Source organism: Klenkia brasiliensis (genome assembly GCF_900100695.1).
Classification (GTDB): Bacteria; Actinomycetota; Actinomycetes; order Mycobacteriales; family Geodermatophilaceae; genus Klenkia; species Klenkia brasiliensis.
This window is the reverse complement of record NZ_FNCF01000002.1, coordinates 84849-110969: the sequence shown is the minus strand read 5'-3', so window position 1 is coordinate 110969 and position 26121 is coordinate 84849. Positions and strand designations below refer to the sequence as shown.

At 73.9% G+C, this 26121-nt stretch carries 24 protein-coding genes; 9 read left to right on the top strand and 15 right to left on the bottom strand.

Annotated features, from left to right (window positions below; translation table 11 throughout):
* Nucleotides 1-10 precede the first annotated feature (10 nt).
* The 4 genes from BLT39_RS04870 to BLT39_RS23245 all read left to right on the top strand — a co-directional run bounded on the left by BLT39_RS04870 (nt 11) and on the right by BLT39_RS23245 (nt 3693).
* A complete protein-coding gene (locus tag BLT39_RS04870) occupies nt 11-712 on the top strand; it encodes a DedA family protein (RefSeq protein ID WP_091059804.1) in 702 nt (233 codons plus the stop codon).
* A complete protein-coding gene (locus tag BLT39_RS04865) occupies nt 709-1383 on the top strand; it encodes an HAD family hydrolase (protein WP_091059802.1) in 675 nt (224 codons plus the stop codon). Before BLT39_RS04870 ends, BLT39_RS04865 begins: the two co-directional genes overlap by 4 nt.
* An 82-nt stretch (nt 1384-1465) precedes the next feature.
* Nucleotides 1466-3082 carry a MinD/ParA family ATP-binding protein gene (locus BLT39_RS04860; protein ID WP_207507623.1) on the top strand — a complete coding sequence of 539 codons (1617 nt, stop codon included), beginning with the start codon at nt 1466-1468 and terminating at the stop codon, nt 3080-3082.
* The gene (locus BLT39_RS23245) at nt 3079-3693 is read left to right on the top strand and encodes an alpha/beta hydrolase family protein (RefSeq protein WP_091059798.1); all 615 of its coding nucleotides are present in this window, start codon (nt 3079-3081) and stop codon (nt 3691-3693) included. The genes BLT39_RS04860 and BLT39_RS23245 overlap by 4 nt, the downstream gene beginning before the upstream one ends.
* Here the strand turns inward: BLT39_RS23245 and BLT39_RS22010 are convergent.
* From BLT39_RS22010 to BLT39_RS04800, 12 genes are all read right to left on the bottom strand, one after another.
* On the bottom strand, nt 3688-4656 hold the full coding sequence (locus BLT39_RS22010; protein WP_131801409.1) for a hypothetical protein: 969 nt from the start codon (nt 4654-4656) through the stop codon (nt 3688-3690). The two genes, BLT39_RS23245 and BLT39_RS22010, sit on opposite strands and share 6 nt — an antisense overlap.
* Nucleotides 4657-5428: 772 nt before the next feature.
* Complete coding sequence (locus BLT39_RS04850; RefSeq protein WP_091059793.1) at nt 5429-6247, bottom strand: TIGR04255 family protein; 819 nt, start codon at nt 6245-6247, stop codon at nt 5429-5431.
* A 200-nt stretch (nt 6248-6447) separates the two neighbouring features.
* Nucleotides 6448-7284 carry an SRPBCC family protein gene (locus BLT39_RS04845; RefSeq protein WP_091059790.1) on the bottom strand — a complete coding sequence of 279 codons (837 nt, stop codon included), beginning with the start codon at nt 7282-7284 and terminating at the stop codon, nt 6448-6450.
* A 99-nt stretch (nt 7285-7383) separates the two neighbouring features.
* A complete protein-coding gene (locus BLT39_RS04840; protein WP_091059786.1) occupies nt 7384-8244 on the bottom strand; it encodes an FAD binding domain-containing protein in 861 nt (286 codons plus the stop codon).
* A gap of 28 nt (nt 8245-8272) precedes the next feature.
* The gene (locus BLT39_RS04835) at nt 8273-10750 is read right to left on the bottom strand and encodes a xanthine dehydrogenase family protein molybdopterin-binding subunit (protein ID WP_091059782.1); all 2478 of its coding nucleotides are present in this window, start codon (nt 10748-10750) and stop codon (nt 8273-8275) included.
* Complete coding sequence (locus BLT39_RS04830; protein ID WP_091059780.1) at nt 10747-11232, bottom strand: (2Fe-2S)-binding protein; 486 nt, start codon at nt 11230-11232, stop codon at nt 10747-10749. Before BLT39_RS04830 ends, BLT39_RS04835 begins: the two co-directional genes overlap by 4 nt.
* 219 nt (nt 11233-11451) lie before the next feature.
* Complete coding sequence (locus tag BLT39_RS04825) at nt 11452-12642, bottom strand: MFS transporter (protein WP_242658167.1); 1191 nt, start codon at nt 12640-12642, stop codon at nt 11452-11454.
* Between the two features lie 34 nt (nt 12643-12676).
* On the bottom strand, nt 12677-13993 hold the full coding sequence (locus BLT39_RS04820; RefSeq protein ID WP_091059771.1) for a sigma-54-dependent transcriptional regulator family protein: 1317 nt from the start codon (nt 13991-13993) through the stop codon (nt 12677-12679).
* A 54-nt stretch (nt 13994-14047) separates the two neighbouring features.
* Nucleotides 14048-15313 carry a multidrug effflux MFS transporter gene (locus BLT39_RS04815; protein ID WP_091059768.1) on the bottom strand — a complete coding sequence of 422 codons (1266 nt, stop codon included), beginning with the start codon at nt 15311-15313 and terminating at the stop codon, nt 14048-14050.
* Nucleotides 15314-15352: 39 nt separating this feature from the next.
* Nucleotides 15353-16756, bottom strand: a complete 1404-nt coding sequence (gene mftF, locus BLT39_RS04810; protein ID WP_091059764.1) for a mycofactocin biosynthesis glycosyltransferase MftF — start codon at nt 16754-16756, stop codon at nt 15353-15355.
* A complete protein-coding gene (mftE, locus tag BLT39_RS04805; protein ID WP_091061689.1) occupies nt 16753-17445 on the bottom strand; it encodes a mycofactocin biosynthesis peptidyl-dipeptidase MftE in 693 nt (230 codons plus the stop codon). The genes mftF and mftE overlap by 4 nt, the downstream gene beginning before the upstream one ends.
* Entirely contained in the window at nt 17442-19337 is a 1896-nt protein-coding gene (locus BLT39_RS04800) for an oxidoreductase (protein WP_207507622.1), read from the bottom strand. The genes mftE and BLT39_RS04800 overlap by 4 nt, the downstream gene beginning before the upstream one ends.
* Before the next feature lie 75 nt (nt 19338-19412).
* Here BLT39_RS04800 and BLT39_RS04795 point away from each other — a divergent pair, with 75 nt between their 5' ends.
* Nucleotides 19413-20381 (top strand): ABC transporter substrate-binding protein, encoded by a 969-nt coding sequence (locus BLT39_RS04795; protein ID WP_207507621.1) that lies wholly within the window; start codon nt 19413-19415, stop codon nt 20379-20381.
* On the opposite strand, the gene BLT39_RS04790 is transcribed toward BLT39_RS04795, so the two are convergent.
* Nucleotides 20382-21248 carry an alpha/beta fold hydrolase gene (locus tag BLT39_RS04790; RefSeq protein ID WP_091059760.1) on the bottom strand — a complete coding sequence of 289 codons (867 nt, stop codon included), beginning with the start codon at nt 21246-21248 and terminating at the stop codon, nt 20382-20384. It lies immediately after the preceding gene.
* 42 nt (nt 21249-21290) lie between these two features.
* Here BLT39_RS04790 and BLT39_RS04785 point away from each other — a divergent pair, with 42 nt between their 5' ends.
* Nucleotides 21291-22145, top strand: a complete 855-nt coding sequence (locus tag BLT39_RS04785) for a YoaK family protein (protein WP_165640154.1) — start codon at nt 21291-21293, stop codon at nt 22143-22145.
* Nucleotides 22146-22209: 64 nt separating this feature from the next.
* Here BLT39_RS04785 and BLT39_RS04780 read toward each other — a convergent pair whose 3' ends face one another.
* Nucleotides 22210-22851 (bottom strand): hypothetical protein, encoded by a 642-nt coding sequence (locus BLT39_RS04780; RefSeq protein ID WP_091059756.1) that lies wholly within the window; start codon nt 22849-22851, stop codon nt 22210-22212.
* Nucleotides 22852-22903: 52 nt separating this feature from the next.
* Between BLT39_RS04780 and BLT39_RS04775 the strand changes: the two genes are divergently transcribed.
* Complete coding sequence (locus tag BLT39_RS04775; RefSeq protein ID WP_091059753.1) at nt 22904-24598, top strand: endo-1,4-beta-xylanase; 1695 nt, start codon at nt 22904-22906, stop codon at nt 24596-24598.
* Nucleotides 24599-24723: 125 nt separating this feature from the next.
* On the opposite strand, the gene BLT39_RS04770 is transcribed toward BLT39_RS04775, so the two are convergent.
* Nucleotides 24724-25041, bottom strand: a complete 318-nt coding sequence (locus tag BLT39_RS04770; RefSeq protein ID WP_131801408.1) for a hypothetical protein — start codon at nt 25039-25041, stop codon at nt 24724-24726.
* 408 nt (nt 25042-25449) lie between these two features.
* On the opposite strand from BLT39_RS04770, the gene BLT39_RS22255 reads away from it, so the two are divergent.
* Nucleotides 25450-25596 (top strand): hypothetical protein, encoded by a 147-nt coding sequence (locus BLT39_RS22255; protein ID WP_165640153.1) that lies wholly within the window; start codon nt 25450-25452, stop codon nt 25594-25596.
* A 63-nt stretch (nt 25597-25659) separates the two neighbouring features.
* Nucleotides 25660-26076: a hypothetical protein gene (locus BLT39_RS04760; RefSeq protein ID WP_091059744.1), complete on the top strand. Its 417-nt coding sequence runs from the start codon at nt 25660-25662 to the stop codon at nt 26074-26076.
* Nucleotides 26077-26121: the final 45 nt, after the last annotated feature.

The window sequence follows — 26121 nt, the reverse complement described above, 5'->3', positions numbered from 1 at the left end:
CCGTGGGCGCATGTCCGTCCTCGCCGCGACCTCGTCCGACCAGGGTGGCATCACCGGGTTCCTGCTCGACCTGATCGAGACCCTGGGCCCGGTCGGCGTCGGGATGACCATCTTCATCGAGACCGTCGTGCCGCCCATCCCCAGCGAGGTGGTGCTCAGCGCCGCGGGCGTGCTGATCAACGAGGGCCGGATGGCGCTCGTCCCGGTCATCCTGTTCGCCACGCTGGGCTCGGTGCTCGGCGCCGCGGTGCTCTACCAGGTCGGGCGCTCGCTGGGCCCCCGCCGGTCGCACGCCTTCCTGGACCGGCTGCCGCTGGTCAAGACCGAGGACGTCGACAAGACCTTCGCCTGGTTCGAGCGGCACGGCCGCTCGGCGGTGTTCTTCGGCCGCATGGTGCCGATCGTGCGCAGCTTCGTGTCCGTCCCCGCGGGGGTGGTGCGGATGCCCTGGCCGCAGTTCCTGCTCTACACCCTCGGCGGCTCGCTGATCTGGAACTCGCTGCTCATCGGCTTGGGCGTGGCCCTGGGCGGTCTGGTGCAGGAGTACCTGCAGTACTTCGACTACGTCATCTACGCCGCCGTCGTCGGCGTCGTGGTGTGGTTCGTCTACCGGGCGGTGAAGGAGAAGATCACCCAGGGCGACGTCGAGCCCGACCGCAGCGCCGCCGACCGCGTCCTGGACGTGGAGCGGCGCGAGAAGGACGACCGGTGACCCGCACCCGGCCCGCCGTGGTCGCCTTCGACGTCAACGAGACGCTGCTCGACGTCGGGCCGGTCGCCGCGGCGCTGGCCGACCGCGGCGTGCCGGCGCAGCTGTTCGGCACCGTCTTCGGCCGCACCCTGGGCACCGGGTTCGCCGCGACCCTGACCGGCTCGTGGTGCTCCTTCCGCGACGCCTTCGACGCCGCGCTCGCCCAGCTGACCGACCTGGACGACGAGGCCCGCTCGGCGGTGGCCAACGTGTTCGGCGACCTGGCCCCGCACCCCGACGTCCGGCCCGCCCTCGAGCTGCTGGCCGGCGCCGGCGTCCGGGCGGTCACCCTCACCCACGGCGGTCCCGGCGTCGCCGAGGCCGGTCTCGCCCGCGGCGGGGTGGACCACCTCGTCGAGCGGTCGCTGTCCTCGCAGGCGATCCGCGCGTGGAAGCCCGCGCGCGAGGTCTACCTGTGGGCGGCCGGGGTCTGCGACGTCGTCCCGGCCGACCTCGCCCTGGTCGCCGTGCACGGATGGGACGTGCACGGGGCGCAGCGGGCCGGGTTGACCGGGGGCTGGGCCGCCCGCGCGGAGCACCGGTACGCGGCCGTGCTCGACCCGCCGCACGTGGACGGGGCCGACCTGGTCGAGGTCGTGGCGGGTCTGCTGGCGCTGCCCCCGGCCGGGTGATCGGACGAGCCGGGCCCGCAACCCTGCACTAGCGTGGCCTGGCCTGCAGGTTCCGTCCCGAGACTCCCGATGGGGGCCACCCGTGCCAGACCGTCCGACCGACCCCGCCGACGCGACCGCCGACGGCGCGCCCGCCGACTCCGGGGTGCCGTCGGAGGAGGCCCGCCGCCGCACCGACGGCGACCGCTGGCAGGCCGCGCTGGACAGCTGGTCGGGTCCGGCCGGCGAGTCCGGGGGCGGCACCCGGGAGATCCGGCTGGACGGCGGGGCGGCGTCCTGGGAGCAGACCGCGCAGCAGCCCACCGTGCCCGAGGACCAGCGCCCCTGGGACCAGCAGTCGGCCGAGCACATCGCCGCGTGGCAGCAGCCGCCGTCCTGGCAGCAGGAGGCGCAGGCGCAGCAGGCCGCCGAGCCGGCCACCCCGACCCCGTCCCCGTCGGCCGCCACCGAGCAGGCGGCGCCGAGCTGGCGGCCCGCCGACCAGCCGGTCGGGCAGCCGCCGACGTGGGAGCAGCACAGCTGGGACAACCGGTCCTGGGAGCAGCAGGCCGGCCCGCGGAGCCCGGCCCAGCAGGCCCCGGCCCAGCAGGCACCCGCCCCGCAGGCACCTGCCCAGCCCGCCGCCCAGCAGCAGCCGGCCCCCCAGCAGGGCCAGGCACCCCAGCAGGGCCAGGCACCGCAGCAGCAGTGGGGGCAGCAGCCCACGGGTGGGTGGGGCAGCCAGGGCAGCACGTCCTGGACGTCGCAGTCCGGCCCGGCCGCTCCCCCGCCGTCGCTCACCTCGCAGTCCCTGCTGCGGCAGGCGCCCGAGGCCCCGACCCGGGGCTGGCGGCGGTTCGTGCACAAGGCCACCGGCGGCAGCTACAACCCCGGCCTGTCGCAGGCCGAGGTCGAGCACCGGGCGATGGTGCAGCGGGTGACCACCCCGGTGCGCGGGTCCCACCGCATCGCCGTCGTCTCGCTCAAGGGCGGCATCGGCAAGACCACCACCACCTGCTGCCTCGGGCTGACGCTGGCCCACCACCGCGGTGACCGGGTCGTCGCCGTCGACGCCAACCCCGACGCCGGGACGCTGGCCGAGCGGCTGACCAACGTCACCGACGTGACCGTGCGCGACCTGCTCGCCGCCACCGACCGGATCCGCTCCTTCACCGACGTGTCGGCGTTCACCTCGCTGGCCGGGCGGCTGCAGGTGCTGGCCAGCGACCAGGACCCGGCCCTGTCCGAGGCGTTCAGCGAGGAGGAGTACACGACCGTCGCCGACATCCTGGCGCGGTACTTCAACATCATCCTCACCGACTCCGGCACCGGCCTGCTGCACTCGGCGATGTCGGGGACGCTGGCCATCGCCGACTCCCTGGTCGTCGTCGGTGCGCCCTCGGTCGACGGCGCGAGCCGGGCCAGCAAGACGCTGGACTGGCTGATCGCGCACGGCCACGAGGAGCTGGTCGCCCGCTCGGTCGCGGTGATCTCCAGCGTGCGGCCCAACACCGGCGACGTGGACATGGGCATGGTGCGCGAGCACTTCGCCGCCCGCTGCCGCGCCGTGGTGGAGATCCCCTACGACCCGCACCTGGTCACCGGCGGGCTGATCGACCTCGACCGCGTCGGCGCACCGGCCCGCCGGGCCTACCTCGAGCTCGCCGCGCACGTCGCCGACGGGTTCGCCCTGCCCCCGCTGCAGCGCCGCCCCGCGTGACCACCCGGGACGTCGACACCCCGCTGGGTCCCGCGCGGGTCACCGTCTACGACCCGGCCGGGGACGTGGTGGGCACGGTGCTGCTCGGGCACGGCGCCGGCGGCGGCATCGAGGCACCCGACCTGCTCGCGGCCACCGATGCGGCGGTCGGGCTCGGCTGGCGGGTGCTGCGCGTCGAGCAGCCGTGGCGGGTGGCCGGCAAGCGCGTCGCCGCCGCCCCGCCCAAGCTCGACGAGGGCTGGACGGCGATCCACGGCGCGGTCGGCGACCTGCTCACCGGCCCGGTCGTGCTTGGCGGCCGCAGCGCCGGGGCGCGGGTGGCCTGCCGGACGGCGGCGGCCCTGGGCGCGGCGGGCGTGCTGTGCCTGGCCTTCCCGCTGCACCCGCCGGGCAAGCCGGAGAAGAGCCGGGCGGGCGAGCTGACCGCGGTCGCCGTCCCGGTACTGGTGGTGCAGGGCGACAGCGACGCCTTCGGCGGCCCGGCCGCGGTGGTGGCCGCCCTCGGCGAGCACCCGGCGACCGTGGTGGCGGTGCGCGGCGACCACGCCCTCAAGGCCGACCCGCCCGCCGTGCGCACCGCCGTCGAGACCTGGCTGCGTCGGTGGTTATAGGTCGTCCGGACCGGACACGTGATCTAAATCGAGCATCTCAGTTCGCCTCATCCGGCCCAATGAGAACTCGTCTTCCGAGACAACTTCTGCGGTAACCTCCCCACCCTCTAGGATCGTGGGGCCGCCGACACCTGCCCCACCCGAGGTGCACAATTCTGCCCACGCGTCCGCTAGTGCCATCCAGAGAAGATTGATCTCAATATCGTCGGGGTTCGATAGCTTTGCGAAGCTCCCGAGACGATACAAGCGGCTGGCGATGGTCAGCGAATCAGGGTTCTCAGCTAGCCAAGTGTGCAGGTCAGTCTGATCAATACCTTCTTCTGGGTACGGTGGGAGTACGCCTTCGATTAATACAAGGATGATTTTCAAATCATACGGCGCAGCATTCCAACCGTTTAATGACTCCACCCGGATTTCACGAATGTCTCGAAGGGCGAGCCACTCGGCGCTCCGCTCCTTGCCCTCGCGTTTCATGATTCGCTTTCGAAGGACGTCGAATACAGGCGTCACCTCGTCCGGAAATGCAAACCTACTGAAGCGCCTGCCTAACCGCTGCCCGAAGGCCCGGACACTTGGCAAGTCCGAACCGTCAAAGCCGGGCGCTTGCCAGACGGCCGCCGCCTTCGACTTAGTTACCGTAGCGATTATATCTAAATCAACAAACTCGGTCCCGCCCACCCCAAGCGAGACATACCGGGGACGCCATCCACGAGCCGCATGTTGGGCCACGTCTGTCGGGAGGTCCACTATCGGCGAAACAGAAATAGTCTGAATCGAATCCCGCACCAAGTCGCAAGTTTGACTGATAATCGCAACGCCGAGAGGTGCGTCAATCGATTCGCAACCATCGGTACCATGGATGTGCAATTGGCGCAGATCGAGACGGTCACCCTGCCGCCAGTCAGGAGGTCCGTCTACGTCAGAACCCAGGCCAGACGACCCCCCATCGCCTTGCTCCTTCACGCGTCCTCGGACTCCTCGAGTTCGGCGCCCAGCATCTCCCGCGGAGTGAACGGGGCATCGTTGATCGCAATCATTCGCCCTCGCGAGACACGCTGACCGGGAAGCCCATCCATTCCCGCCGACGCAGATAGGAACGCTTGGCGTCGATCTTCGCGACCGGCTGACGCCTGCAGGACCCACCGCGCGTGAAGTCGATCGAGGTGCGCTTCGTGACTGGCATTCATTCGGGCGCCGGAAGCCCAATGGTGGACGGCCCTCCGAGAGACTCCGAAAGTTCGCGCAAGGTGATCCCACGTCAAGCCCAGGTTCGACTTTAGCTCTACCAGTTTCTGCGCCGCCGTTACGAGATGCTGTCGACTGTCCGCCACAGTCGGCGACACATCCAAAGCAAGCACCATTACGCCCGAACGCGAGTTGACATAACCAGTAGGAACCCACTCCGGGAAAGCATTTTGGACAGTCAGACCTGCCCCCGGATCGAACACTACGTCCTGAGCGAGCCCACAGGTACTCGACCATGCCGTCAGATCGTTCATGGCCCGAGACGTGCAATTAAGTCCGTCAGACCCTCGCGCGTAGAGCCGATTCGAGACATTTCCCGTCCCAAGAAAAACGCTTGTCTCGACGGATCGCGCAGCACCCATGCCGCTAGTGGCAGGGATACCCGATATCATGCAACTGGACATCAAGAAGACGAATGCAGTGTACGAAAACGGCGAAGAATCGACAACTTTCCGATTAGCGCGAAGGCGGCCAGCCTCTTCGAGAAGGCTCAACTCGAAGCTCCATGCGCAGCCAAAAACTGGTCGGTCACGGCCCACCGGAAAAAGCGATAGGCCGTCTTTCCCAGCTTACGAATTTCCTCGCTTATGTCGGAGGGCGAGAACGCTCCAGAAGCTTGCCGGAATGAGTCGAGATCCAAAAACCAACTATCGACAGCGGCGCCGGGCAGGGACGGGTCAACGACGGCTCCAGCAGGGAGGCTGCCCCAGCGCGCATGCAAGATGTCCTCCCCAAGTACGTATAACGACTCGTGCAGCGTGTGTTGAACGACAACATCTGAGCGCCCGGCGACGGCAGCACCGCCGCCGATCATCTCAGGTCGAATGAGGGAAGCCAAGTTGGCGAGCAGTTCCGGGTTCTCGACTCGGTTGGTGAATCGAACGCCGATTCGGTCGTAGCGGGGTGGCCGAACGTGTTTAGCTAGCGATTCTAGAACCACCTCGAACCTAGTGCGAAAATCGTTGAGGTCCGCGTAAGAACCCGTGTGCATCGCAACAGAGGTTGCGCCGATACTGACCGTCCAATCGCCTGCGAGCGACTTCAGCTCCCAAAGTTGCCCCGCCTGATCGGAGGAGAACCCGGCGGGCCCAAATGAGAACTGGACTTCTTGCGAACGTTCCATCAGAGGGAAGCCGTCACTCAGATCGTTGATAACAGCATCTAAAGTTCGTGGGATAGCTTCCTGACGCATCGTTGCCAGCTGCGGAAACCGCACTTGTGCGAGAACCCTAACCAGCGGGCTGTTAGGAAGGACTACGCGATGCGGAGCTGGGTCGGAGAATGCTCCATGCGCAAGGTCGGCTGCCACACTTCACACCGTACTTCACATGGCCTACGCCGGACGGGTTTTATGCACAACAATCATCCGACCAAGTGACGAGCTGACTGGCACCATGAGTGACACCGCGGCCCGGGCCCGCCGAGGTTGTTGATCGACCCAGCTGATCGACGGCCGTCCTGGCTCACCGGTGTCGGTGAGCCAGGACGGAGCCGGATCAGCTCGGCTGATCAGCGCCGGCGGCGGCGGACCACCAGGGCGACCAGCAGCAGGGCGCCGACGCCGATCGCGGCGGGCGCGGCGAACCGGGTGAAGGCCGCACCGCCGGCGACGTCGAGCAGGTCGATGGGCTCGGGCTCGGCCTGCGGCTTCCGGGCGGCCGGGCTGGCGGCGACCGGCGTGGCGGCCTCCTTCTTCGCCTCCTCGGCCTTGTCGGCAGCGGCGTCGGCCGCCTCCACGGTCGTGGAGGCGGCCTTGCGGGCGGCCTCGGCGATCGGGGTGTCGCCCTCGACACCGGCGACGGACTCGGCGACCTCGCCCACCGCACCGGCGGCGGTGGCCGCGGCGTCGGCGGCCTTCTCCTTCACGGTGCTCGCGACCGTGGGCTCCTGCGCGGGCGCCTCGGTCTCGCCGAGCTGGGCGGCGAGCTTGTCGGCGAACTGGCCGAGCAGCTTGTTGCCCACGTCGGTCATCACGCCGCGGCCGAACTGGGCCGGGCGGCCGGTGATGTTGAGGTCGGTGAGGACGTCGACGCGGGTGGAGTCGCCCTCGCTCTTGAGCTGGGCGGTGACCACGGCGGCGGCGGTGCCGTTGCCGCGCTGGTCCTTGCCGCGGGCGTCGATGACGGCCTTGTGGTTGTCCTCGTCCTTCTCGATGAAGGAGGCCTTGCCGGCGTAGGTCAGGTTGATCGGCCCGAGCTTCACCTTGACGCGGCCGGTGAAGTCGTCGCCCTCCACGCTGTCGAGCGCGGCGCCCGGCATGCACGGTGCGATCCGCTCGATGTCGAGCAGCACCTTCCACGCGTCGTCGACGGGGACGGGGACGAGGAACGAGTTCTCCAACTGCACGGGTGGACCTCCGGTCGTGGGGGCGGACGACGGCCGGCCCACCCGTTGCGGGGTGGACCGGCCGGGTCCGGGGGAACTGCCTGGAGCCTGTGGCCGACGCTACAGCCCGGCGGCTGCCCGCACCGCTCGTCCGGTGAGCACCCGGGCGAGGTGCTGGCGGTAGTCGGCCTGGGCGTTGAGGTCGCTGCTGGGCTCGGTGCCCTCGGCGGCCTGCGCGGCCGCCGCGGTGACCGTCTCCAGGCTGACGTCGGCGCCGACCAGGGCCTGCTCCGTCGCGGTCGCCCGCAGCGGGGTGGAGCCCATGTTGGTCAGCCCGATGCGGGCCTCGGCGATGGTCGAGCCCTCACGGCGGACGGCCGCGGCGACGGCCACGATCGACCAGGCCTGGGCGACGCGGTTGAACTTCTCGTACCGCACCCCCCAGCCCTCGCCCAGCTTGGGCACCCGTACCTCGACGAGCAGCTCGCCCTCCTCCAGCGCCGTCGTCAGGTAGTCGACGAAGAACGCCGAGGCCGGCACCGAGCGCCGCGCACCGCCGGGACCGGCGATGACGAACTCGGCGTCCAGCGCCAGGGCCACGGCCGGCAGGTCCCCGGCCGGGTCGGCGTGCGCCAGGGCGCCGCCGAAGGTGCCGCGGTGCCGGACGGCGGGGTCGGCCACCGTCTCGGTCGCCTCGGCGATGAGCTTCCCGTACTGCGCGATGAGCGGGTCGCGGAGGATGTCGGAGTGGGTGGTCATCGCCCCGATGACGAGCGAGTCGCCGTCCTCCCGGACGCCGCGCAGCTCGGTCACCCTGGTCAGGTCGACGACGGTCTCCGGGGCGGCCAGCCGCAGCCGCATGACCGGGATGAGCGACTGCCCACCGGCCATGATCTTCACGTCCTCGCCGCCGGCGGCGATGGCCTGCAGGGCCTCGTCGACGCTGGTGGGGCGGGCGTAGGCGAACGACGCGGGGATCATGGCTCCACTCCGAAGTCGTTTCCGCGGATCACTGGGCTGCCTCCTCGATGCCGGACTCGGTCGTGCGGGCACCGCCGTAGGCGTTGCTGCCCTCGGCGGCGCGGTCGCCGCCGTCACCGCCCTGGTGGATGGCCCGCCAGACCCGCTCGGGGGTCAGCGGCATCCGGATGTCGGTCACGCCCAGGTGCCGGACGGCGTCCAGCGCGGCGTTGACCACCGCCGGGGTGCTGGCGATGCACCCGGCCTCGCCGACGCCCTTGGCACCCAGCGGGTTCGACGTCGCCGCGTGCACCGTGTTCCCGGTGTGGAAGGTCGGCAGGTCGGCGGCCGAGGGCAGCAGGTAGTCCACGAACGTGCCGGTGGTCAGGTTGCCGTCGGCGTCGTAGATGGCCTCCTCGTAGAGGGCCTGTGCGATGCCCTGGGCGAGACCGCCGTGCATCTGGCCCTCGACGATGATCGGGTTGACGATCGTCCCGATGTCGTCGACCGAGGCGTACTTGCGGATCGTGACGAAGCCGGTCTCGGTGTCGACCTCCATCGCGCACAGGTGGGTGCCGTGCGGGAAGGAGAAGTTGACCGGGTCGAAGGCGGCCTCGGCGTCGATGGAGGGCTCGATGCCCTCCGGGTAGTCGTGCGCGGCGAAGATGGCCAGGGCGATCTCCTGGATGCCCAGCCCGGCGCCCGGCGTCCCCTTGACGGAGAACTTCCCGCCGCTGAACTCCAGGTCGTCCTCGCTGGCCTCGAGCAGGTGCGCGGCGATCTTGCGGGCCTTGGCGACCACCTTCTCCGCGGCCTTGACCACGGCGGTGCCGCCGACGACCAGGGACCGGGAGCCGTAGGTGTCCAGGCCGCGGCTGGAGATCGCGGTGTCGCCGTGCAGCACCTCGACGTCCTCGAACGGCACGCCCAGCTCGTCGGCGACGATCTGGCTCCACGCCGTCTCGTGGCCCTGCCCGTGCGGGGTGGAGCCGGTGACGACCTCGACCTTGCCGGTGGGCAGCATCCGGATGGAGGCCTGCTCCCAGCCGCCGGCGCCGAAGGACAGCGAGCCGAGCACCCGGGAGGGGGCCAGGCCGCACATCTCGGTGAAGGTGGAGATGCCGATGCCCAGCTGCACCGGGTCTCCGGACTCGCGGCGGCGCTTCTGCTCGGCGCGCAGCTCGTCGTACCCGAGCAGCTCGAGCGCGGCCTGGGTGGCCTGCTCGTAGTCGCCGGAGTCGTACTCCAGGCCCGCCACCGTGGTGAAGGGGAACTCCTCGGCGCTGATCCAGTTCTTGCGGCGCAGCTCCATCGGGTCCATGTCCAGCTCGACGGCCAGCTCGTCCATGATCCGCTCGATGGCGAAGGTGGCCTCGGGCCGGCCGGCGCCGCGGTAGGCGTCGGTGGGGACCTTGTTGGTGAACACGCCGTCGCACTCGAAGCGGTAGGCCGGGAACTTGTAGATGCCCGGGAACATGAACGCGCCCAGCGCCGGGACGCCGGGGGTGATCAGCCGCAGGTAGGCGCCCATGTCGGCCAGCAGCCGCACGCGCAGGCCGGTGACGGTGCCGTCCTTCTTGGCGGCCACGTCGATGTACTGGATCTGGTCGCGCCCGTGGTGGGCGGTCATCAGGGACTCCGAGCGGGTCTCGGTCCACTTGACCGGCTTGCCCAGCCGGCGGGCGACCAGCAGCGCCAGGATCTCCTCGGGGCAGACCTGCAGCTTGCCGCCGAAGCCGCCGCCGACGTCGGGGGCCACCACGCGCAGCTTGTGCTCGGGGATGCCGGTGGTCAGCGCGCCCATGACCCGCAGGATGTGCGGGATCTGGGTGGCCGACCAGAGCGTGTAGTTGTCGCCCTGCACGCCGACGACCGCCGAGCGGGGCTCCATGAACGCCGGGATGAGGCGCTGCTGCACGAAGCGGCGGGAGACGGTCACCTCCGCGTCGCGGAAGGCGGCGTCGGTGTCGCTGCCGGTGCCGGCCTCGCCGGCGTCGAAGACGAAGTGGTAGCTGGTGTTGGACGAGGTGGAGGCGTGCACCAGGTCGGCGCCGTCCTTGACCGCCTCCTCCATGTCCAGCACGACCGGGAGGTTCTCGTAGTCGACGTCGATGGCCTCGACGGCGTCGACCGCGGCGGTGCGGGTGCGGGCCACCACGATGGCCACGGCCTCGCCCACGTGGTTCACGGTGTCGACCGCGATCGAGGGGTGGCCGGGGTTGACCATGTCGGGGGTGACCGGCCAGGCGCAGGGGATGGTGCCCTGCTCGTCCTTGAAGTCCTGCCCGGTGTAGACCGCGACGACGTTCGGGCGGTCCTTCGCGGCGCTGACGTCGAGGTGGCTGATCGTGGCGTGGGCGACGGGGCTGCGCAGGAACGCCATGTGCAGCATCCCGGGCAGGACCATGTTGTCGGTCCACGTGGTCTTCCCGGTGATCAGCCGGGCGTCCTCCTTGCGGAGACGGGCGTTGCCGACCTCCTTGGCCGGGCCGTCCGCGGTGGTGGTCGGGTCCTCGGTGAGGGTCATGCCTGTGCTCCCGCCGTGCTGCTCATCTCGCCGGCGGCCTGCTGCACCGCGCGGACGATGTTCACGTAGCCCGTGCAGCGGCAGAGGTTGCCCTCGATGCCCTCACGGATCTCGGCCTCGCTGGGGTTCGGGTTGTTCTTGAGCAGGTCGATCGACGCCATGATCATCCCGGGCGTGCAGTAGCCGCACTGCAGCCCGTGCTTCTCGTGGAACGCCCGCTGCATCGGGTGCAGCTCGCCGCCCTCGGCGATGCCCTCGATGGTGGTGACCTCGCTGCCGTCGGCCTGCACGGCCAGCACGGTGCAGGACTTCACGCTCTCGCCGTCCAGGTGCACGGTGCACGCGCCGCAGTTGCTGGTGTCGCAGCCGACGACCGTGCCGACCTTCCCCAGCTGTTCCCGCAGGTAGTGGACCAGGAGTGTCCTGGGCTCGACGTCGTCCGCGTAGGACGCCCCGTCGACCCGCACGCTGATCTGCGTCATTGATCCTCCGCCTCGTTGCAGGGTCGTGTGACGGCGGTCTCCCGCCACCTGCGACGAGTGTGCCGACGGACACACTTCTTAGGCCACACTTACCTCCCGCTGGTCGGGGTCCCCATCCGTCGATGCGGGGCCGGGGCGGGGCTGGATCCGCAGCTGCGGAGGATGCTGGTCGACGGGGCCGCACCGACGGCGGCGGGCAACGTTGCAGCGCGTTGCAGGTCAGTCGGGCACGCGGCGGCGCAGCGCCGCCGACCAGGCCAGCACACCCAGGCCGAGGACGGCGAGGACGACGCCGACCAGCGCGGTGGACTGGTAGCCCCACCCGGAGGCGATCACCCAGCCACCCAGCAGGGCGCCCAGCCCGTTGGCGGCGTTGAGCGCCGAGTGGTTGAGCGCGGCGCCCAGCAGCTCGGCCTCGCGGGCGACCTGCATCAGCCGCAGCTGCAGGGTCACCACCAGCACCGAGGTGACCACGGTGATGCAGAGGGCCAGCGCCAGCAGCGACACCACCGACCGGGAGCCGACGTACACCGCGCCGAGCAGCACGCCGGTGCCCACCATCGACCAGACCAGCGAGCGGAACAGCGCGACGTCGGCGAGCTTGCCGCCGAGCACGGTGCCCAGCACCCCGCCGACCCCGAAGGCCAGCAGGACCAGCGGCACCGCGCCGGCCGGGGCGCCGGCGACCTCGGTGGTCAGCGGGGCGATGTAGGCGTAGAGGGCGAAGAAGCCGCCGAACCCGACGACGGCGACGCCGAGGGTGAGCCACACCTGGGGCCGGCGCAGCGCCCCGAGCTCGGAGCGCACGGTGGCCTGCGGGTTGCCCGGCGTGCGCGGCACGACGGCCAGCACCGCCAGCAGGGTGAGGACGGCGACGGCGAGCACCGCCACGAACGCCGCCCGCCAGCCCAGGGTCTGCCCCAGCCAGGTGGCCGCGGGCACGCCGGCGAGGGTGGCCACCGACAGCCCGAGCATCACCGAGCTGACCGCGCGGCCCTTGGCCTCCGGGGGCACCAGGGACGCCGCGACCAGGGACGCGACGCCGAAGTAGGCGCCGTGCGGCAGCCCGGCGACGAAGCGGGCGGCCAGCAGCGTGCCGTAGCCGGGGGCGACGGCGGTGAGCACCGTGCCGGCCAGGAACGCGGCGAGCAGCCCGACCAGCAGGCCCTTGCGGGGCAGCCGGGCGGCGGTGGCGGCGATGACCGGGGCGCCGACGACGACGCCGAAGGCGTAGGCCGACACCACGTGGCCGGCGGTGGGGATGTCGACGTCCACCCCGCGGGCGATCTCGGGCAGCAGGCCCATGACCACGAACTCGCTGATGCCGATGGCGACGGCGCCGCAGCTGAGCACCGCGATGGCCAGGGCGGCGCGGCGGGTGGCCGTCGGACGGGTCGCGGTGGCGGTCACGTGGCCCGAGCATGCCAGCGCGGCCGGCCGGGCGTCAGGGGCGGCGGGGGGAGCGGCGCAGCCGGAGCAGGTGGTTGGCCGCAGCCGCGCGGCGGGGTGAGCTCAGCGGCAGCACGTCGAGCAGCGCCTGCCAGACGGCGGCGTCCTCGGCGGCCTCGGGGAGCCGGCTCCAGCGCAGCAGCAGGTCCGGCCGCGGGGTGCGCAGCACGGCCGCGCGCAGCGACCCGGACAGCCGCGCCCGGGCGGCGCGCACCCCGGGCGCCTCCGAGCGCGGCAGCACGGGCCCGGCGTAGCGCTCCAGCGCGGTGGCCACCGCGCCGCGGGCCAGCATCCGGCGCACCTGGTCGAGGTCGGTGTCCAGCGGGGCGGTCAGCCGGTAGGGGCGGGAGGCGAGCAGCTCCTCGCCGAGCAGCTTGCGCAGGCGGGACAGCTCGGCGCGCACGGTGACCGCGGCGGCGTCGCCGGCGTGCACCTCGGCGGCGAGCTGGTCGGCGGTGCGGCCCCCGCCCGCGACGGCGGCCTCGGCCAGCAGCAGCACCAGCTCGGAGTGCCGCAGCGAGAGCTCGACCGGCCCGTCCGGGGTGGTCAGCCGGGCCCGCTCGCGGCCGAGGACCTCCAGCAGCGGGGGCGCCGGTCGGGGGCGCGGCGGGGCGGCCGGGACCGCGAGCTGCTCGCGGTGCAGCCAGCGCAGCTCGGACTCCGCGGCGGCGACGGTGGCGCGGACCAGGGTCAGCACCTGCGGGCTGGCGACGTGGTCGCCCCCGGTGACGTCGATGGCGCCCAGCAGCTGGCCGGTGACGGGGTGGTGCACCGGGGCGGCCGAGCAGCTCCAGGGCTGCACGGTGCGGCTGTAGTGCTCGCTGCCGAAGATCTGCACGGGGGTGTCCAGGGCCAGCGCGGTGCCCGGGGCGTTGGTGCCCACGACGTCCTCGCTCCACCGGGACCCGGCGACGAAGTGCATGCCCTCGGCCTGGCTGCGCAGCCGCCGGTCGCCCTCGACCCAGAGGATCCGCCCGGCGGCGTCGGCGACCGCCACGATCATCTTGTCGGCCTCGGCGTCGGCGACCAGCAGCCGGCGGATCACCGGCATGACGGCGGCCAGCGGGTGGGCGTCGCGGTAGGTGACCAGGTCGTCGTCGAGCAGGTCCACCGGCGCCGCCACCGCGTCGGGGTCGACCCCGCCGGCCAGGCTGCGCCGCCAGGAGTCCAGCACCACCGGGCGGACGTCCTGCCCGGCGCGCGGCGGGCGCCCGCGGGTGACCAGCGCCTCGTGGGCGGCCCGCAGCCGGCGGGTGAGCAGCGGACCCGGGGCGCCGTCGGGCAGCGCGAGCCACGGGTTGACCGCGGTCACGCGGTCACCCGGGGCCGCGCTGCCCGGTGGCTCATGTCACCGCCATGGTGACCGCTACCGGGCGATCACGCCAGGGACCTCGGCGTCGGCGGTCCGCTCGACCTGGGCGGGCTCGTCGACGTCGGGCAGCGTGCGGGGCCGCACCACCACGAACAGGACCAGCACGGCCAGCGCCGAGGCGACCAGGATGACCGAGCCCAGCGCGAGGGCGTCGTTGCCGAGCAGGCCCACGACCGGGGAGACGGCGGCGCCGACGCCGAACTGCACCGCGCCGAGCAGCGCGGCCGCGGTGCCGGCGGCCTCGCCGTGCCGGGACAGCGCGAGCGCGGGCGCGTTGGGCATGCCGAGACCGGCGCTGGCGAGCACCAGCCACAGCGGGACGGCGACGCCGAACAGGCCGCCGGCCCCGGTGGCGGCCATGACGACCAGCAGCACCGCCGACGCCAGCCCGGCCAGCACGGCGACCGACAGCAGCACCTGCGGGGAGGTGCGGCGCAGCAGCACGGGGTTGAGCTGGGTGGTGCCGATCAGGAACACCGCGCCGGCGCCGAACAGCAGGCCGAACTGCTGCTCGTCGAGGCCGAACTGCTGCTGGTACACGAAGGAGGCGCCCGAGACGTAGCTGAACAGGCCGGCGATGACCAGGCCGGCGACGAGCACCAGGCCGACGTAGGCGCGGTCGCGGAACAGCCGGCCGTAGTCGACCACCGTGCGGCGCAGGCGCAGCGGGTGGCGGTGCTGGGCGGGCAGGGTCTCGGGCAGCGTGAGGGCGACCGCGACCAGCGAGGCGGTGCCGATGACGGCCAGCGCGACGAACAGGCCGCGCCAGGAGGTGAACCGCAGCAGCTCACCGCCCAGGGTCGGGGCCAGCACCGGCGCCACGCCGATCACCAGGAACAGCCGGGACAGCAGGCTGGCCGCGGCGCGGCCGGAGTACAGGTCGCGGACCACGGCGAGCGCGACCACCGCACCGGCCGCGGACCCGATGCCCTGCAGCACCCGCAGCACGCCGAGGACCTCGACGGTCGGGGCGACGAGGATCAGCAGCGAGGCCAGCACGTGCAGCGCGGTGCCCGCCAGCAGCGGCTTGCGGCGGCCGACGGCGTCCGACAGCGGGCCGAGCACCAGCTGGCCGAGCGCCAGGCCGGCGAAGGTGCCGGTCAAGGTGAGCTGCACCGCCGCGTCGGTGGTCATCAGGTCGGTGGCGATGGTGGGCAGCGCCGGCAGGTAGAGGTCGATGGTCAGCGGGCCGAGCGCGACGAAGGCACCCAGGACCAGGGTGACCTTGAGCGGGCTGAGCGCGGGCTGGGGAGGTGGCACGGGAGGGGCAAGCCCGGACCGGCTGGTCTTGTTCCCGGGTCAGCGTGGCCGGGCGGGCAACAGCGCGCGAACGCCGCGTGCCGCCAGGGCCCCGCGCCAGAGACCGGCGCCGTAGGCCAGGTCCTCCAGCCGCCGTCCGGCCGCGAAGCGGAGCAGGCCGACCTCGCGCCGGTGCGGCCACCACGCGCCGGCGGCGTCGGCGACGGCCGCCGCCGCGACCAGCCGGCGGACCCGCCGGGACCCGAGCAGGGGGACGACGACCGGCCAGTGGTGCCGGGTCACCGACCGGGCCAGGGTGCGCCCGGCCGACCACGACCCGCGGACGACGAGGGTGGCGGCCAGCCCGGTGGGCGGGGGGTCCCCCAGCCGCGGGGCCAGCTTCGCGGTGGCTCCGGCCAGCACCCCGGCGGCGGCCAGCGCCCCGGGCCTCCCGCCCAGGAGCACCAGGCCCCAGGCGACGGCCGACCACGGCGACATGACCACCGGCGCGACGGCGGTCCCGTGCCGCTGCGCGAGCAGGGCGGCGCCGGTGCCGTAGTAGGCCCGGCGGCGCAGCCAGGCACAGGTGCGGGCGGGGTGCTGGTGGGCGACCCGGGCGGCCGGGTCGTAGCGCACCCGCCAGCCGGCCGCGGCCAGCCGCCAGACCAGGTCGACGTCCTCGGCGACCTGCAGGTCCTCGCCGAAGCCGGCGCCGAGCGCGGTGCGGCGGGCCAGCAGGGCCGCGCTGGGCACGTAGGAGACCCCGGTGAGCGGCGCGACCGGCGCGGGGCGCGGGCCCATGTCCAGCGCGCTGACGGCGTCCTCGTAGGGGCCGACCCAGCCGGGCCGGTCCGCGGGCAGGGCGACGATGCGGGGGGCGACGACCGCGAGCCGGGGGTCGGCGAGGTGCGCGGCGAGCACGCCCAGCCAGCCGGGCACCGGGACGCAGTCCGAGTCGACGAACGCGACCGCGGTGGTGGTCGCGGCGGCGAGGCCGACGTTGCGCGCGGCCGACGGCCCGCGGGCGGTCGCGTGCCGGAGCACCCGGGCGCCGGAGGCCGCGCAGACGGCGGCGGTGGTGGCGGGGTCGGCCGAGCCGTCGTCGACCACCAGCAACGCGGTGTCGGGCAGGTCGGCCCGCAGCGCGCGCAGCAGCCGGTCCAGCTCGGCGGTGCGGTCCCGGACCGGGACGACGACGGTGACGTCGGCCGGGTCGACGGGAGGCAGGTCCGGGTGGGCCAGGCCGGTGTCCAGCAGCCGCGCGGCCAGGGCCGCGGTCGTGGCGTCGGTGACGGTCAGCGCGTCGCCGGTCAGCAGCGCGCGGGCGCGGGGGGCCAGCCGGAGCAGCCGGAGCGGGGAGCCGCCGAGCAGGGCCGCGCCACCGTCCCGCCGCCGGGTGCGGGGGTCGAGCACGACCCGGAACCCGTCCGGCAGCCGGTCGGCCGGCGGGGCGGGCAGGGTCACCCGGTCAGCCTGCCGTCGGCGCCGACGTCCCAGGCCTGCACCGCCGCGGCCAGCCGGCCGACCAGGTCGGCGAGCATCCGCGCGCCCTCGTCGGCCGAGGCGCCCGCGGGATCGCCGAGCACGCCGTTGGGGCTGACCGCGGCCACCCCGCCGGCGCGCAGCCGGGGCAGCAGCTGCGCGACCGGGGCGGTCTCGCCGGCCTCGGCCAGCTCCGGCCGGACCGCGGACGGTTCCACGTGCAACACCAGCGAGGTCTCGATGCGCCCGGCGTGCGCGTCGCCGCCACGGACGCCGCACGGGAACCAGGCGACGTCGCGACCCTCGTGCCGCAGCAGCGGGACCGCCGAGCGCAGCGCGTCGAGGTTGCCGCCGTGCCCGTTGACCACCAGCAACCGCCCGGCCCACCGCCCGGCCGAGCGGCCCAGCTCGACCAGCAGCGTGCGCAGCGCCCCGGTGCCGATCGAGACGGTGCCGGGGAAGCCCTCGTGCTCGCCGCTCGCGCCGTAGGGGACGGCCGGGGCGAGCAGCAGGTCGGGCTGCCGGTCCACCAGCCCGGTGGCGACCGCCGCGGCGACGGTGGTGTCGGTGGCCAGCGGCAGGTGCGGCCCGTGCTGCTCCACCGACCCCAGCGGGACGACGACGGTCGGTCGGCCGTCGAGCTCCGGCGACCGTGCCGACCCCAGCCTCACCACGGCTCCGCCCTGCCCCCGGATCCCGCCCACGACCCCACCACGCGCTCCGCCGTCGCCACGGCCACCGCCAGCCCGGCCGGGGCGAGGCAGTCGCCGACCCGGTGCACCTCGACGCCGGTCGGCGCGGCGGGGCCCGGGACGGGGTCGGGGTGGGTGGCGGCCACGACCCAGTCCACCACCCGCTCCTCGACGTCCCCGGTCAGGTGGTGCAGCAGCGTCACCACCCCGTCCCGGACGGCGAGCGGCACCCGCTCCACGGTCTGCACGATCCCGGCGGCGGCGGCCCGGCGGTGCCAGGGGCCGCGGTCCAGGGTCGGGCCCAGCCGCTGCGCGGCGACGAGTGCGCCGGTGACCACCTCGACCGCGCAGCCCCGCGCGGCGAGCAGCTCGGCGGTGGAGGTGGCGTGCGGGCCGCCCAGCTCGTCGACGACCAGCACCCGCCCGGACGGCGCGGCCGCCCCGGCGAGCACGTCGGCGACGTCGGCCACCCGCTCGGCGTCCCCGGCCCACGCCGGCCGGGCGGGGGACGCGCCGCAGGCCAGGACGACGGCGTCGGGCTGCAGGTCGGCCAGGTCGGCGGCGGTGGCGCGCACCCCGGTGCGGACGTCGACGCCGTGCTCCGCGCACGCCCGGACGTCGGCCTCGACGAACCCCGCCAGCTCGCCCCGGCCGGGCGCGGTGGCGGCCAGGGCGAGCGCACCGCCGAGCCGGTCGGCCGCCTCCAGCAGGGTCACCCGGTGGCCGCGGGCGGCGGCGTGCGCGGCGGCGCGCAGGCCGGCCGGGCCGCCGCCGACCACCACGACGTGCCGCGCCCGGGCCGGGACGGCGGGCACCGGGAGCACGCCCTGCACGCAGCGCACCGGCAGGCCGGCGCCGATGCCCGCGGTGCACTCGTTGCAGCCGGTGCACGCCCGCACCGGGTCGCCGCGCAGCGCCTTCGCGCCGAAGTCGGGGTCGGCGAGCTGGCCGCGGACCACCCCGACCAGGTCGCAGTGCGCCAGCGCCGCCTCGGCCTCGGCGGGCGTGGTCACCCGGCCGACGCCGATGACCGGCAGGCCCGCCGTGCGCAGCCGGGCGGCCAGCGGCAGCGCGTACCCGTGCCCGCCGGCCATCGAGGGCTCGACCAGGTGCAGCGAGGCGGTGGCGACGCCGGTGGTGGTGGACAGCCAGTCCACGGCCCCGGTGGCGGCGAGCCGGTGCGCGGTGGCCACGGCGTCGTCGGTCGTCGTCCCCCCGGGTTCGGCGGTGGCCAGCCGGACGCCGAGCAGCAGGTCCGGACCCAGGGCCCCGCGGACGGCGGCGACCACCTCGAGCAGCAGCCGGGCGCGGTCGGTGCCGTAGCCGTCGGTGCGCCGGTTGGTCGAGGGGTCCAGCAGGGCGCGCAGCAGCGAGGACTGCGAGGCCTGCAGCTCCACGCCGTCCAGCCCGCCGTCCCGGACGTGCCCGGCGACCCGGGCGAACCCGGCGACGACGGCGGCCAGGTCGGCCGGGGTCGCCTCGCGGGGCACCTCACCGAACAGCGGGTCGGCGACCGGGGACGGCGCGAGCAGCGGGGCGCGGGTGTGCAGCGAGCTGCCCTGGCCGCCGTTGTGGTTGAGCTGCGCGACCACCAGCGCGCCCGAGCCGTGCACCGCGGCGGCGATCTCGCGGTAGCGGTCGACGACGGCGGGGTCGGTGCCGTCGACGACCCCCTCGTAGGGCTGGTCGGCCGGGTCGACGGCCTGCTCCTCGGTGATGACCAGCGCGGCCCCGCCGGCGGCCCGGGCCGCGTAGTAGGCGGTGTGCGCGGGCGAGGGCAGCCGGTCGCGCGCCTGGTTGGTCAGGTGCGCGCAGAACACCAGCCGGTTGCGCAGCACGCGGCTGCGCAGCACCAGCGGGTCGGACAGCACGCCCGGACTGTGCCACGGCGCAGATCACACGCCGTCGATGATCGAATCAGGCAAGGCTGCCCTTACTGTCCGAGCGTGCTCCGCGCCGTCGCCGTCCTGCTGGCCCTGTTCCTGACCGCCTGCTCGTCCGACGCCCCGTCGGGTGCTGCCACCTCGGCCGCACCCGTCTCCGGGGTCGCCCCGCAGGAGCTGCCCGAGGGCTTCGGCTCGACCGCCGCCGACGGGGACTTCCCGCGCGACGTCGTGCACTTCGCCGGGACGACGACGATCCCGGCCCAGCCGCAGCGGGTGGTCGTCATCAGCACCGGTCAGCTGGACGGGGTGCTGTCGCTCGGGGTGACCCCGGTGGGTGCGACCCAGGCCAGCGGGGCGGACCTGGTCCCGGCCTACCTGGCCGACGCCTTCCCCGACGCCGACCTGACCTCGATCTCCTCGGTCGGGCTGCGCCTGGAGCCCGACCTGGAGGCGGTCGCCGCGCTGCAGCCGGACCTGGTGCTGGTCAACACGGTCGGCGCGGAGTCGATCGGCTCCGCGCTGGCCGGGATCGCCCCGACCGTGGTCACCGAAGGCACCGGGGTCAACTGGCAGCAGGACCTGTTGCTGGTCGCCGCCGCGCTGGGCCGCACCGACCAGGCGCAGGACCTGCTGCAGGGCCTGCTGGACGACGCCGCGCAGGTGGGTGCCGGGTTCGACGGCGGGACGGTGTCGGTGGTGCGGGTCAGCGGCGACCGGACCCGGATCTGGGGCACCGGCTCGTTCGTCGGCAGCATCCTGGCCGCCGGGGACGTCGCGCGGCCGGCCGACCAGCAGTTCACCGAGACCTCGCGGGACCTCTCCGACGAGGAGCTGCAGCGGGCCGCCGGGGACCGGCTGTTCTACGGCGTGCAGGCCGGCGCGGAGGACGCGACCGCGCTGGCCAGCCCGCTGTGGACCGGGCTGCCGGCCGTCGCCGACGGCACCGCGGTCCGGGTCGACGACGAGGCGTGGTTCCTCAACGCCGGCCCGGCCGCGGCGCGCGTGGTGCTGGACCAGCTGGCCGGGTGATCAGCCCGGCAGGTGGGCGCGCAGCCAGCCGACGACGTCGGCGGTGACGGCGTCCCGGACGGTCTCGTTGACCAGCTCGTGCCGGGCCTCGGGGTAGAGGGACACGGTCACGTCGGTGAGGCCGGCGGCGCGGTAGCGGTCGCCGAGCGCGGTGACGTTGATCCCGCCGCGGCCACCCACCGGGTCTCGGTCACCAGAGACCAGCAGCAGCGGCAGGTCCGCCCGGACCGACGACGGGTCGGCCGCGCGCCCGGCCTGGCCCAGGACGCCGCCGATGATGGCGTCCTCGGTGGGGAAGCCGCAGAGCGGATCGGCGACGTAGGCGTCGACCTCGGCGGCGTCGCGGCTGAGCCACTCGAAGCCGGTGCGCGGCTCGAAGCCGGCGTTGAACGCGGCCAGGCCCGGCTGGTCGGCGGGCAGCCCGGCGAGGACCTCGCCGAGGCCGTCGAGGGTGGTGGAGCCGCTGAGCACGACACCGGCGTAGCGGACCGGTTCGTCCAGCAGGGCCAGCTGCATGCCCATCGAGCCCAGCGAGTGGGCGAAGGCGAACAGCGGCAGGTCGGGGTGCTGCTCGGCGAGCAGGCGGGCGTGCGCGCCGATGTCGGCCACGAACCCGTCGACGCCGGCGGCGCCGAAGCTGCCCAGCGGCACCTCGTCGGACACCGACGCGCCGTGCCCGCGGTTGTCGGCCGCCGCGACCAGGAACCCGGCGGCGACCAGCGCCCTTGCGAAGCGGTCGTACCGGGGGCCGTGCTCGGCCAGGCCGTGCACCAGCTGGACGACGCCGACCGGGGTGCCGGGGACGTCGTCCCAGGTGTAGGTGGCGATGGCCAGTCCGTCGGCCGGGGAGGGGAAGGAGGCAGGCATGCCCGCATCCTGGCCCGTCCCGGCGCGGACGACGATGCGGGGGTGACCGACGAACCGACGTCCGGCGACCTGCGCACCCGGCAGGTCCTGGTCGTGGCGCTCGCCGCCCTGAGCGGGGGGACCGACGCGATCGGGCTGCTTGCCCTGGGCGGGGCGTTCACCAGCGTGATGACCGGCAACCTGGTGCTGCTGGGGACGGCGTCCACCACCGCGGACGGCGCGCTGGCCCTCTCCTCGGGGACGGCGGTCCTCGCGTTCTGCCTCGGCGTCGCGCTGGGCACGGTGCTGGCCGGGACGCCGCAGCCCGGGGACGGCGTGTGGCCGGCCCGGGTGACGCGGGCGCTGGCCGTGGAGGGCGCGCTGCTGGTGGCCTACGCAACCGGCTGGTGGATGAGCGGCGCCGACCGGGGTGCCACCGCCGCGCTGGTGCTGCTGGCGACCACCGCCGTGGCGCTGGGGGTGCAGAGCAGCACGGTGCAGCGGTTCGGGGTGTCCGGCCTGTCGACGACGTTCCTGACCGGGACGCTCACCGCGATCGTGGTCCGGCTGAGCACCCGCCGGCCGCCCCGCGAGGTGCTGCCGAGCATCCAGGTAATCGCGGGTCTGGTCATCGGGGCCGCGGCCGGCGCCGGCATCGTGTCGGTCCTGCCCGACGCGGCACCGGCCCTGCAGCTCGTCCTGGTGGGTTCCGTGCTGCTGGTCGCCCTGCTGCGGTTCCACCGACGGCGTGCGGTGACCTCACCGGATGCGCACAGCTACGCCACCGGCCGCGTGCAGGGAGCGGGGGCACCGTCGGGTCATCGACACCTGGAGGTCCCGATGACCACGATCGTCCTGCTGCTCGCGTTCTTCGCCCTGCTGTCCGTCGCCGACCTGCTGCCCTCGACCGTCCGCTGATCCGCAGACGTCCCCGCGGGGACGACCGGGCGGACGGCGACCTCGAGCAGGCCCCACGGGTCGGTCACGCGTCGCCGAAGGCGGCCCGGGCCCGCCTGCTGGCCATCAGCACCTCGTCGGCGTCCAGCTCCGTCGTTGTCTCCGGGATGTCGCGGTCGGGCCAGGAGCAGACCGCGGTCAACGTCCCCGGGGGTGGGAGCGGCCAGAGCCAGACGTCCCGCTGCCAGGTCGCGGCGCCCGTCGTCGAGCGGCCCAGCCCCTCCAGGCAGGGCCGGTCGGGCAGGTGCTCGGCGGGCCCGACGTCCTCGGGCATGGTCGTCCAGCCGCTCTCGTCCAGGCTCGTCACCGTCCGGCCGTCGGCGAACCCGAACCCGAACCGCAGCCCGCCCGGTGGGAGCAGCATCGCCAGCTCACCGCGTCCGTGGTGCACGCCCAGGGCCTGCCACAGGGCCTTCCGCTCCCGGCGACCGCGCTCGACCGCCCGGATGGCGAGCGTGAGCGTGACGCCGTTGCTGCTCACCCGCCAGTTCTCCAGCGAGACCACCGTCGTGGGGGACGACCCGATGACGACGACCCAGGCCACTGCTCCGGGTAGCTCGAGCTCCGACGGCCGGTACCACGTCGGCCCGACCTCGGCGGCGGCGTCCACGTCGTCCAGGTCGCGATCGGCCGCGGGTACCGGCGGGAAGAACGAGCCCTGGGTCACGGCACCAGCCTGGCGCACCCGGTGCCTCTCCCCCAACCCCTAGGCTCCCGGCGTGCGCGGCGCTGCAGGACCCCGCGCGCTGCTGGCGCCGGCCACCGGCCTCGTGCTCGCCCTCGCGGCGTGCTCCCCCGCCGCCCCCGCGCCGGACGGCGAGGTCCTCGACCTGCTGCAGGGCGGCTGGCAGCACGTGCCCGGGGTGACGCCCGACGGGGACGGACTGCTGGTGACGGCGACCGCACTGAGCATCGCCGACCGGGACGGCGGGGCGCGCCAGCCGAACCCGCCGCTCGACCTCGCCGGCACGCACCTGCTGGTCGACGGCGACTTCACCCTCAGCGCGCGGCTCACCGACGTCACCGCCGATGCCACGTGGGCCGTCCACGACCGCCCCCCGGTCGTCGCGGACGAGTTCCGGATCGAACCGGCCGGCCTGCGGCTCACCCTCGACGGCGACGACCTCGAGGTGGCCGTCCTCGACGGGTCACCCCAGCAGGACGTGACCGACCCCCGACCCGTGCACGACGAGCACGTGACGCTCCCGGACCCGACGGCGGTGCTCTCCGTGCGCCGGTCGGGGGACACCCTCGAGGTCCTCAGCGGCGGGGACGCCGTGGTCTCGGCGCCCCTCGGCGGGGTGTTCGACTCGGGAGAGCTGTGGCTGGGGCTGTCCAGCGACGACGGCTCGTTCCGGGTCGGGTCGCTCACCGCCACCGCGCCGGACGGGGCAGCCCTCAGCACGGCGGGCCCCGCGTTCGAGCAGGCCGAGCCGTCGGCGGACGGGTTGCAGGCGCTCGTCGCCCGCACCCGCCCCGACGTCCGGGTCGGTGCGGCGGCCGCGCTGGGTCCACTCTCCGCGGACGCCGACTACGCCCGGCAGCTGATCGGCGAGTTCGGTGCCATCACGCCCGAGAACGCGATGAAGCCGCAGTCCCTCTCGCCCCTGCCCGGCGTCTACACCTTCGAGGAGGCCGACGCGTTGCTCGACGTGGCGGAGAGCCGGGGCATGGCGGTGCACGGGCACACCATCGCCTTCACCGAGGCCATGCCCGGCTGGATGCAGGACCTGCCCACCGGTTCGGCCGAGGACCGTCGCGCCAGCGCCGACGCACTGCTGGACTACGTGACCACCGTGGTGACGCACTTCCGGGGTCGGCTCGCCTCCCTCGACGTCGTCAACGAGCCGTTCGACGTCGACCAGGGGACCGACCTCCAGCAGAACGTCTGGTACCGGACCTTCGGGCCCGACTACCCGGTGGTGGTGTCCCGGGCCGTGCACGACGCCGACCCCGACGTCGCGCAGTTCATCAACGAGAACGGGGCCGACGTGCCGGGCCCCCGTCAGGACGCCCTGCTCGACCTGGCGCTCCGGACCAACGAGCTCGGCGGCCACATCGCCGGCGTCGGCCTCCAGGCCCACGTCTACGACCTGGGGACCGACGCCATCTCCGTCGAGGACCTCACCGACACGCTGGACACGTTCGGGGCGGCGGGGCTGCAGGTCCGCATCTCCGAGAACGACGTGACCGACGCCGAGGGTACCGACGCCCAGGCGGAGCAGTACGTCGCCGTGCTGACCACCTGCCTGCGCTCCCCCACCTGCGTCGCCTACACCACCTGGGGCGTGGACGACCGCTACGACTGGTTCGTCGACGAGGACGGCGACCTGCAGCAGGGCCACGACCTCCTGTTCGACGACGGCGACCCGACGCCGGCCCTCGAGGCGGTGCGCCGGGCACTGGGCGGCTGAGCGTCGTCCCCGTCGTTCCTCCTCCTGCGGTTGGCTCACCGGGTGACCCTCGACGACGCCCTGGCGACGAGCAGCCGCATGCGCCCGTGCTCGGCGCCGGCTGGGTCCTGACCGCTGCCGACCGGTCAACGTGGCCCGCTGGGCCCCGTCTTGCCCGATGACCTGCGCCCGGTGAGCAGTCCGATCACGAACCAGACGACGACGAGGCCGATCGTCGGTCCCAGCGCGCGGGTCCAGTCCCACCCCGCGTCGGCGCTCGAGCGGAACCAGACCGTCATCAGCAGGTAGAAGATCCCCCCGGCCACCGCGCTACCCGCCGCGGCCGCACCGACGACGGCGAACCACGGCGGGTTCCTCCGCGGCACGAACTGATCTGCCCGACCAGCGTCACCGGCCACTGCACGACCGACCAACCCGTGACGACCGCCCCTGCCCTCGGCCATCGGAACTCACGACCCGCCCCCCACCGGCGCCGTCGGGAGCCTCCTGTTGTGCCAGCCGTTGACGGCGTACACCGCGATCAGGGAGATGAGTGCGCCACCGAGGCTCAGCAGCCCGTAACCGCCCGTGGAGACGCTCAGGTTGCGGGCCGAGACCAGGAGGCAGAGGAGCGCGGGGATCGACAGGGCGTACGCGGTTGGCGTGGCTTCTCCCCTGGAACCCGTCCTCCGCCGCCGGGATGGACCGGATCGGATCTCGAAGAGGACGGCGACGACCGGGAGAACCAGACCGACACCCCAGACCACCCACCACCCGCTCATGGGTGAACAGTGCCCCATTCCGGCCTGGCACGGGGGGCAGAGACCACGTCGGCCGCCCAGGCCACCGCATCGGGCGTGGCCTGCGTCCTCGTGAGCGCGCACGAGGCCGACGCGAACCCCAGCGGCGGGGCCGAGGGCGCGCTGGGCACCGACGTCCCTGTCCTGCTGGTCCCACCCGTCGTCCTGGGCGTCCTGGCGCTGGTCGGTGGTGTGCGCCGACGCAGGTCCCACCGCTGACCGCCCGACGGCCGGTCGCGCGTCGAGGCCACCCCGCCGGGCGCCGAACGGGATGATGCGGTGATGGGAGACTCGCGCAGAGGCTGGGTCGTCTCCACCGTCGTCCTGGCGTGCACGACGGCCGTCCTCGCACTCACCTCCGTCGCGCTCTGGGTGGGCACGTACGACGGTCGGCGGGACGTCGAGCTGGCGACCGTGGCGGAGGCCTTCGCCGACCGCATCGGGCCCTCGGCCGACGCGACCGAGGCGGTCTGCCGGGAGCCGGTCCTGTGCACACAGGCACTGCGGAGCGACGGCGCACTGCTGATGGCCTTCGACCGGCAGGACGAGGCGTCCGCCGCAGCGGCGGCGCTCGGCGGGGACAGCCGTCTGGCCGGCTACGTCGTCCTCCGTTTCGAGGACGGCCGGCTCAGCCAGGAGGAACGGGCCGGGCTGGCCGCCACCCTGTACTGCCTGCACATCGGGCCGGACCCGTGCTGACCGGTGGCGGCCCGAGTCGCCCGGGTGCCGGCCGCTCGGCTCCCG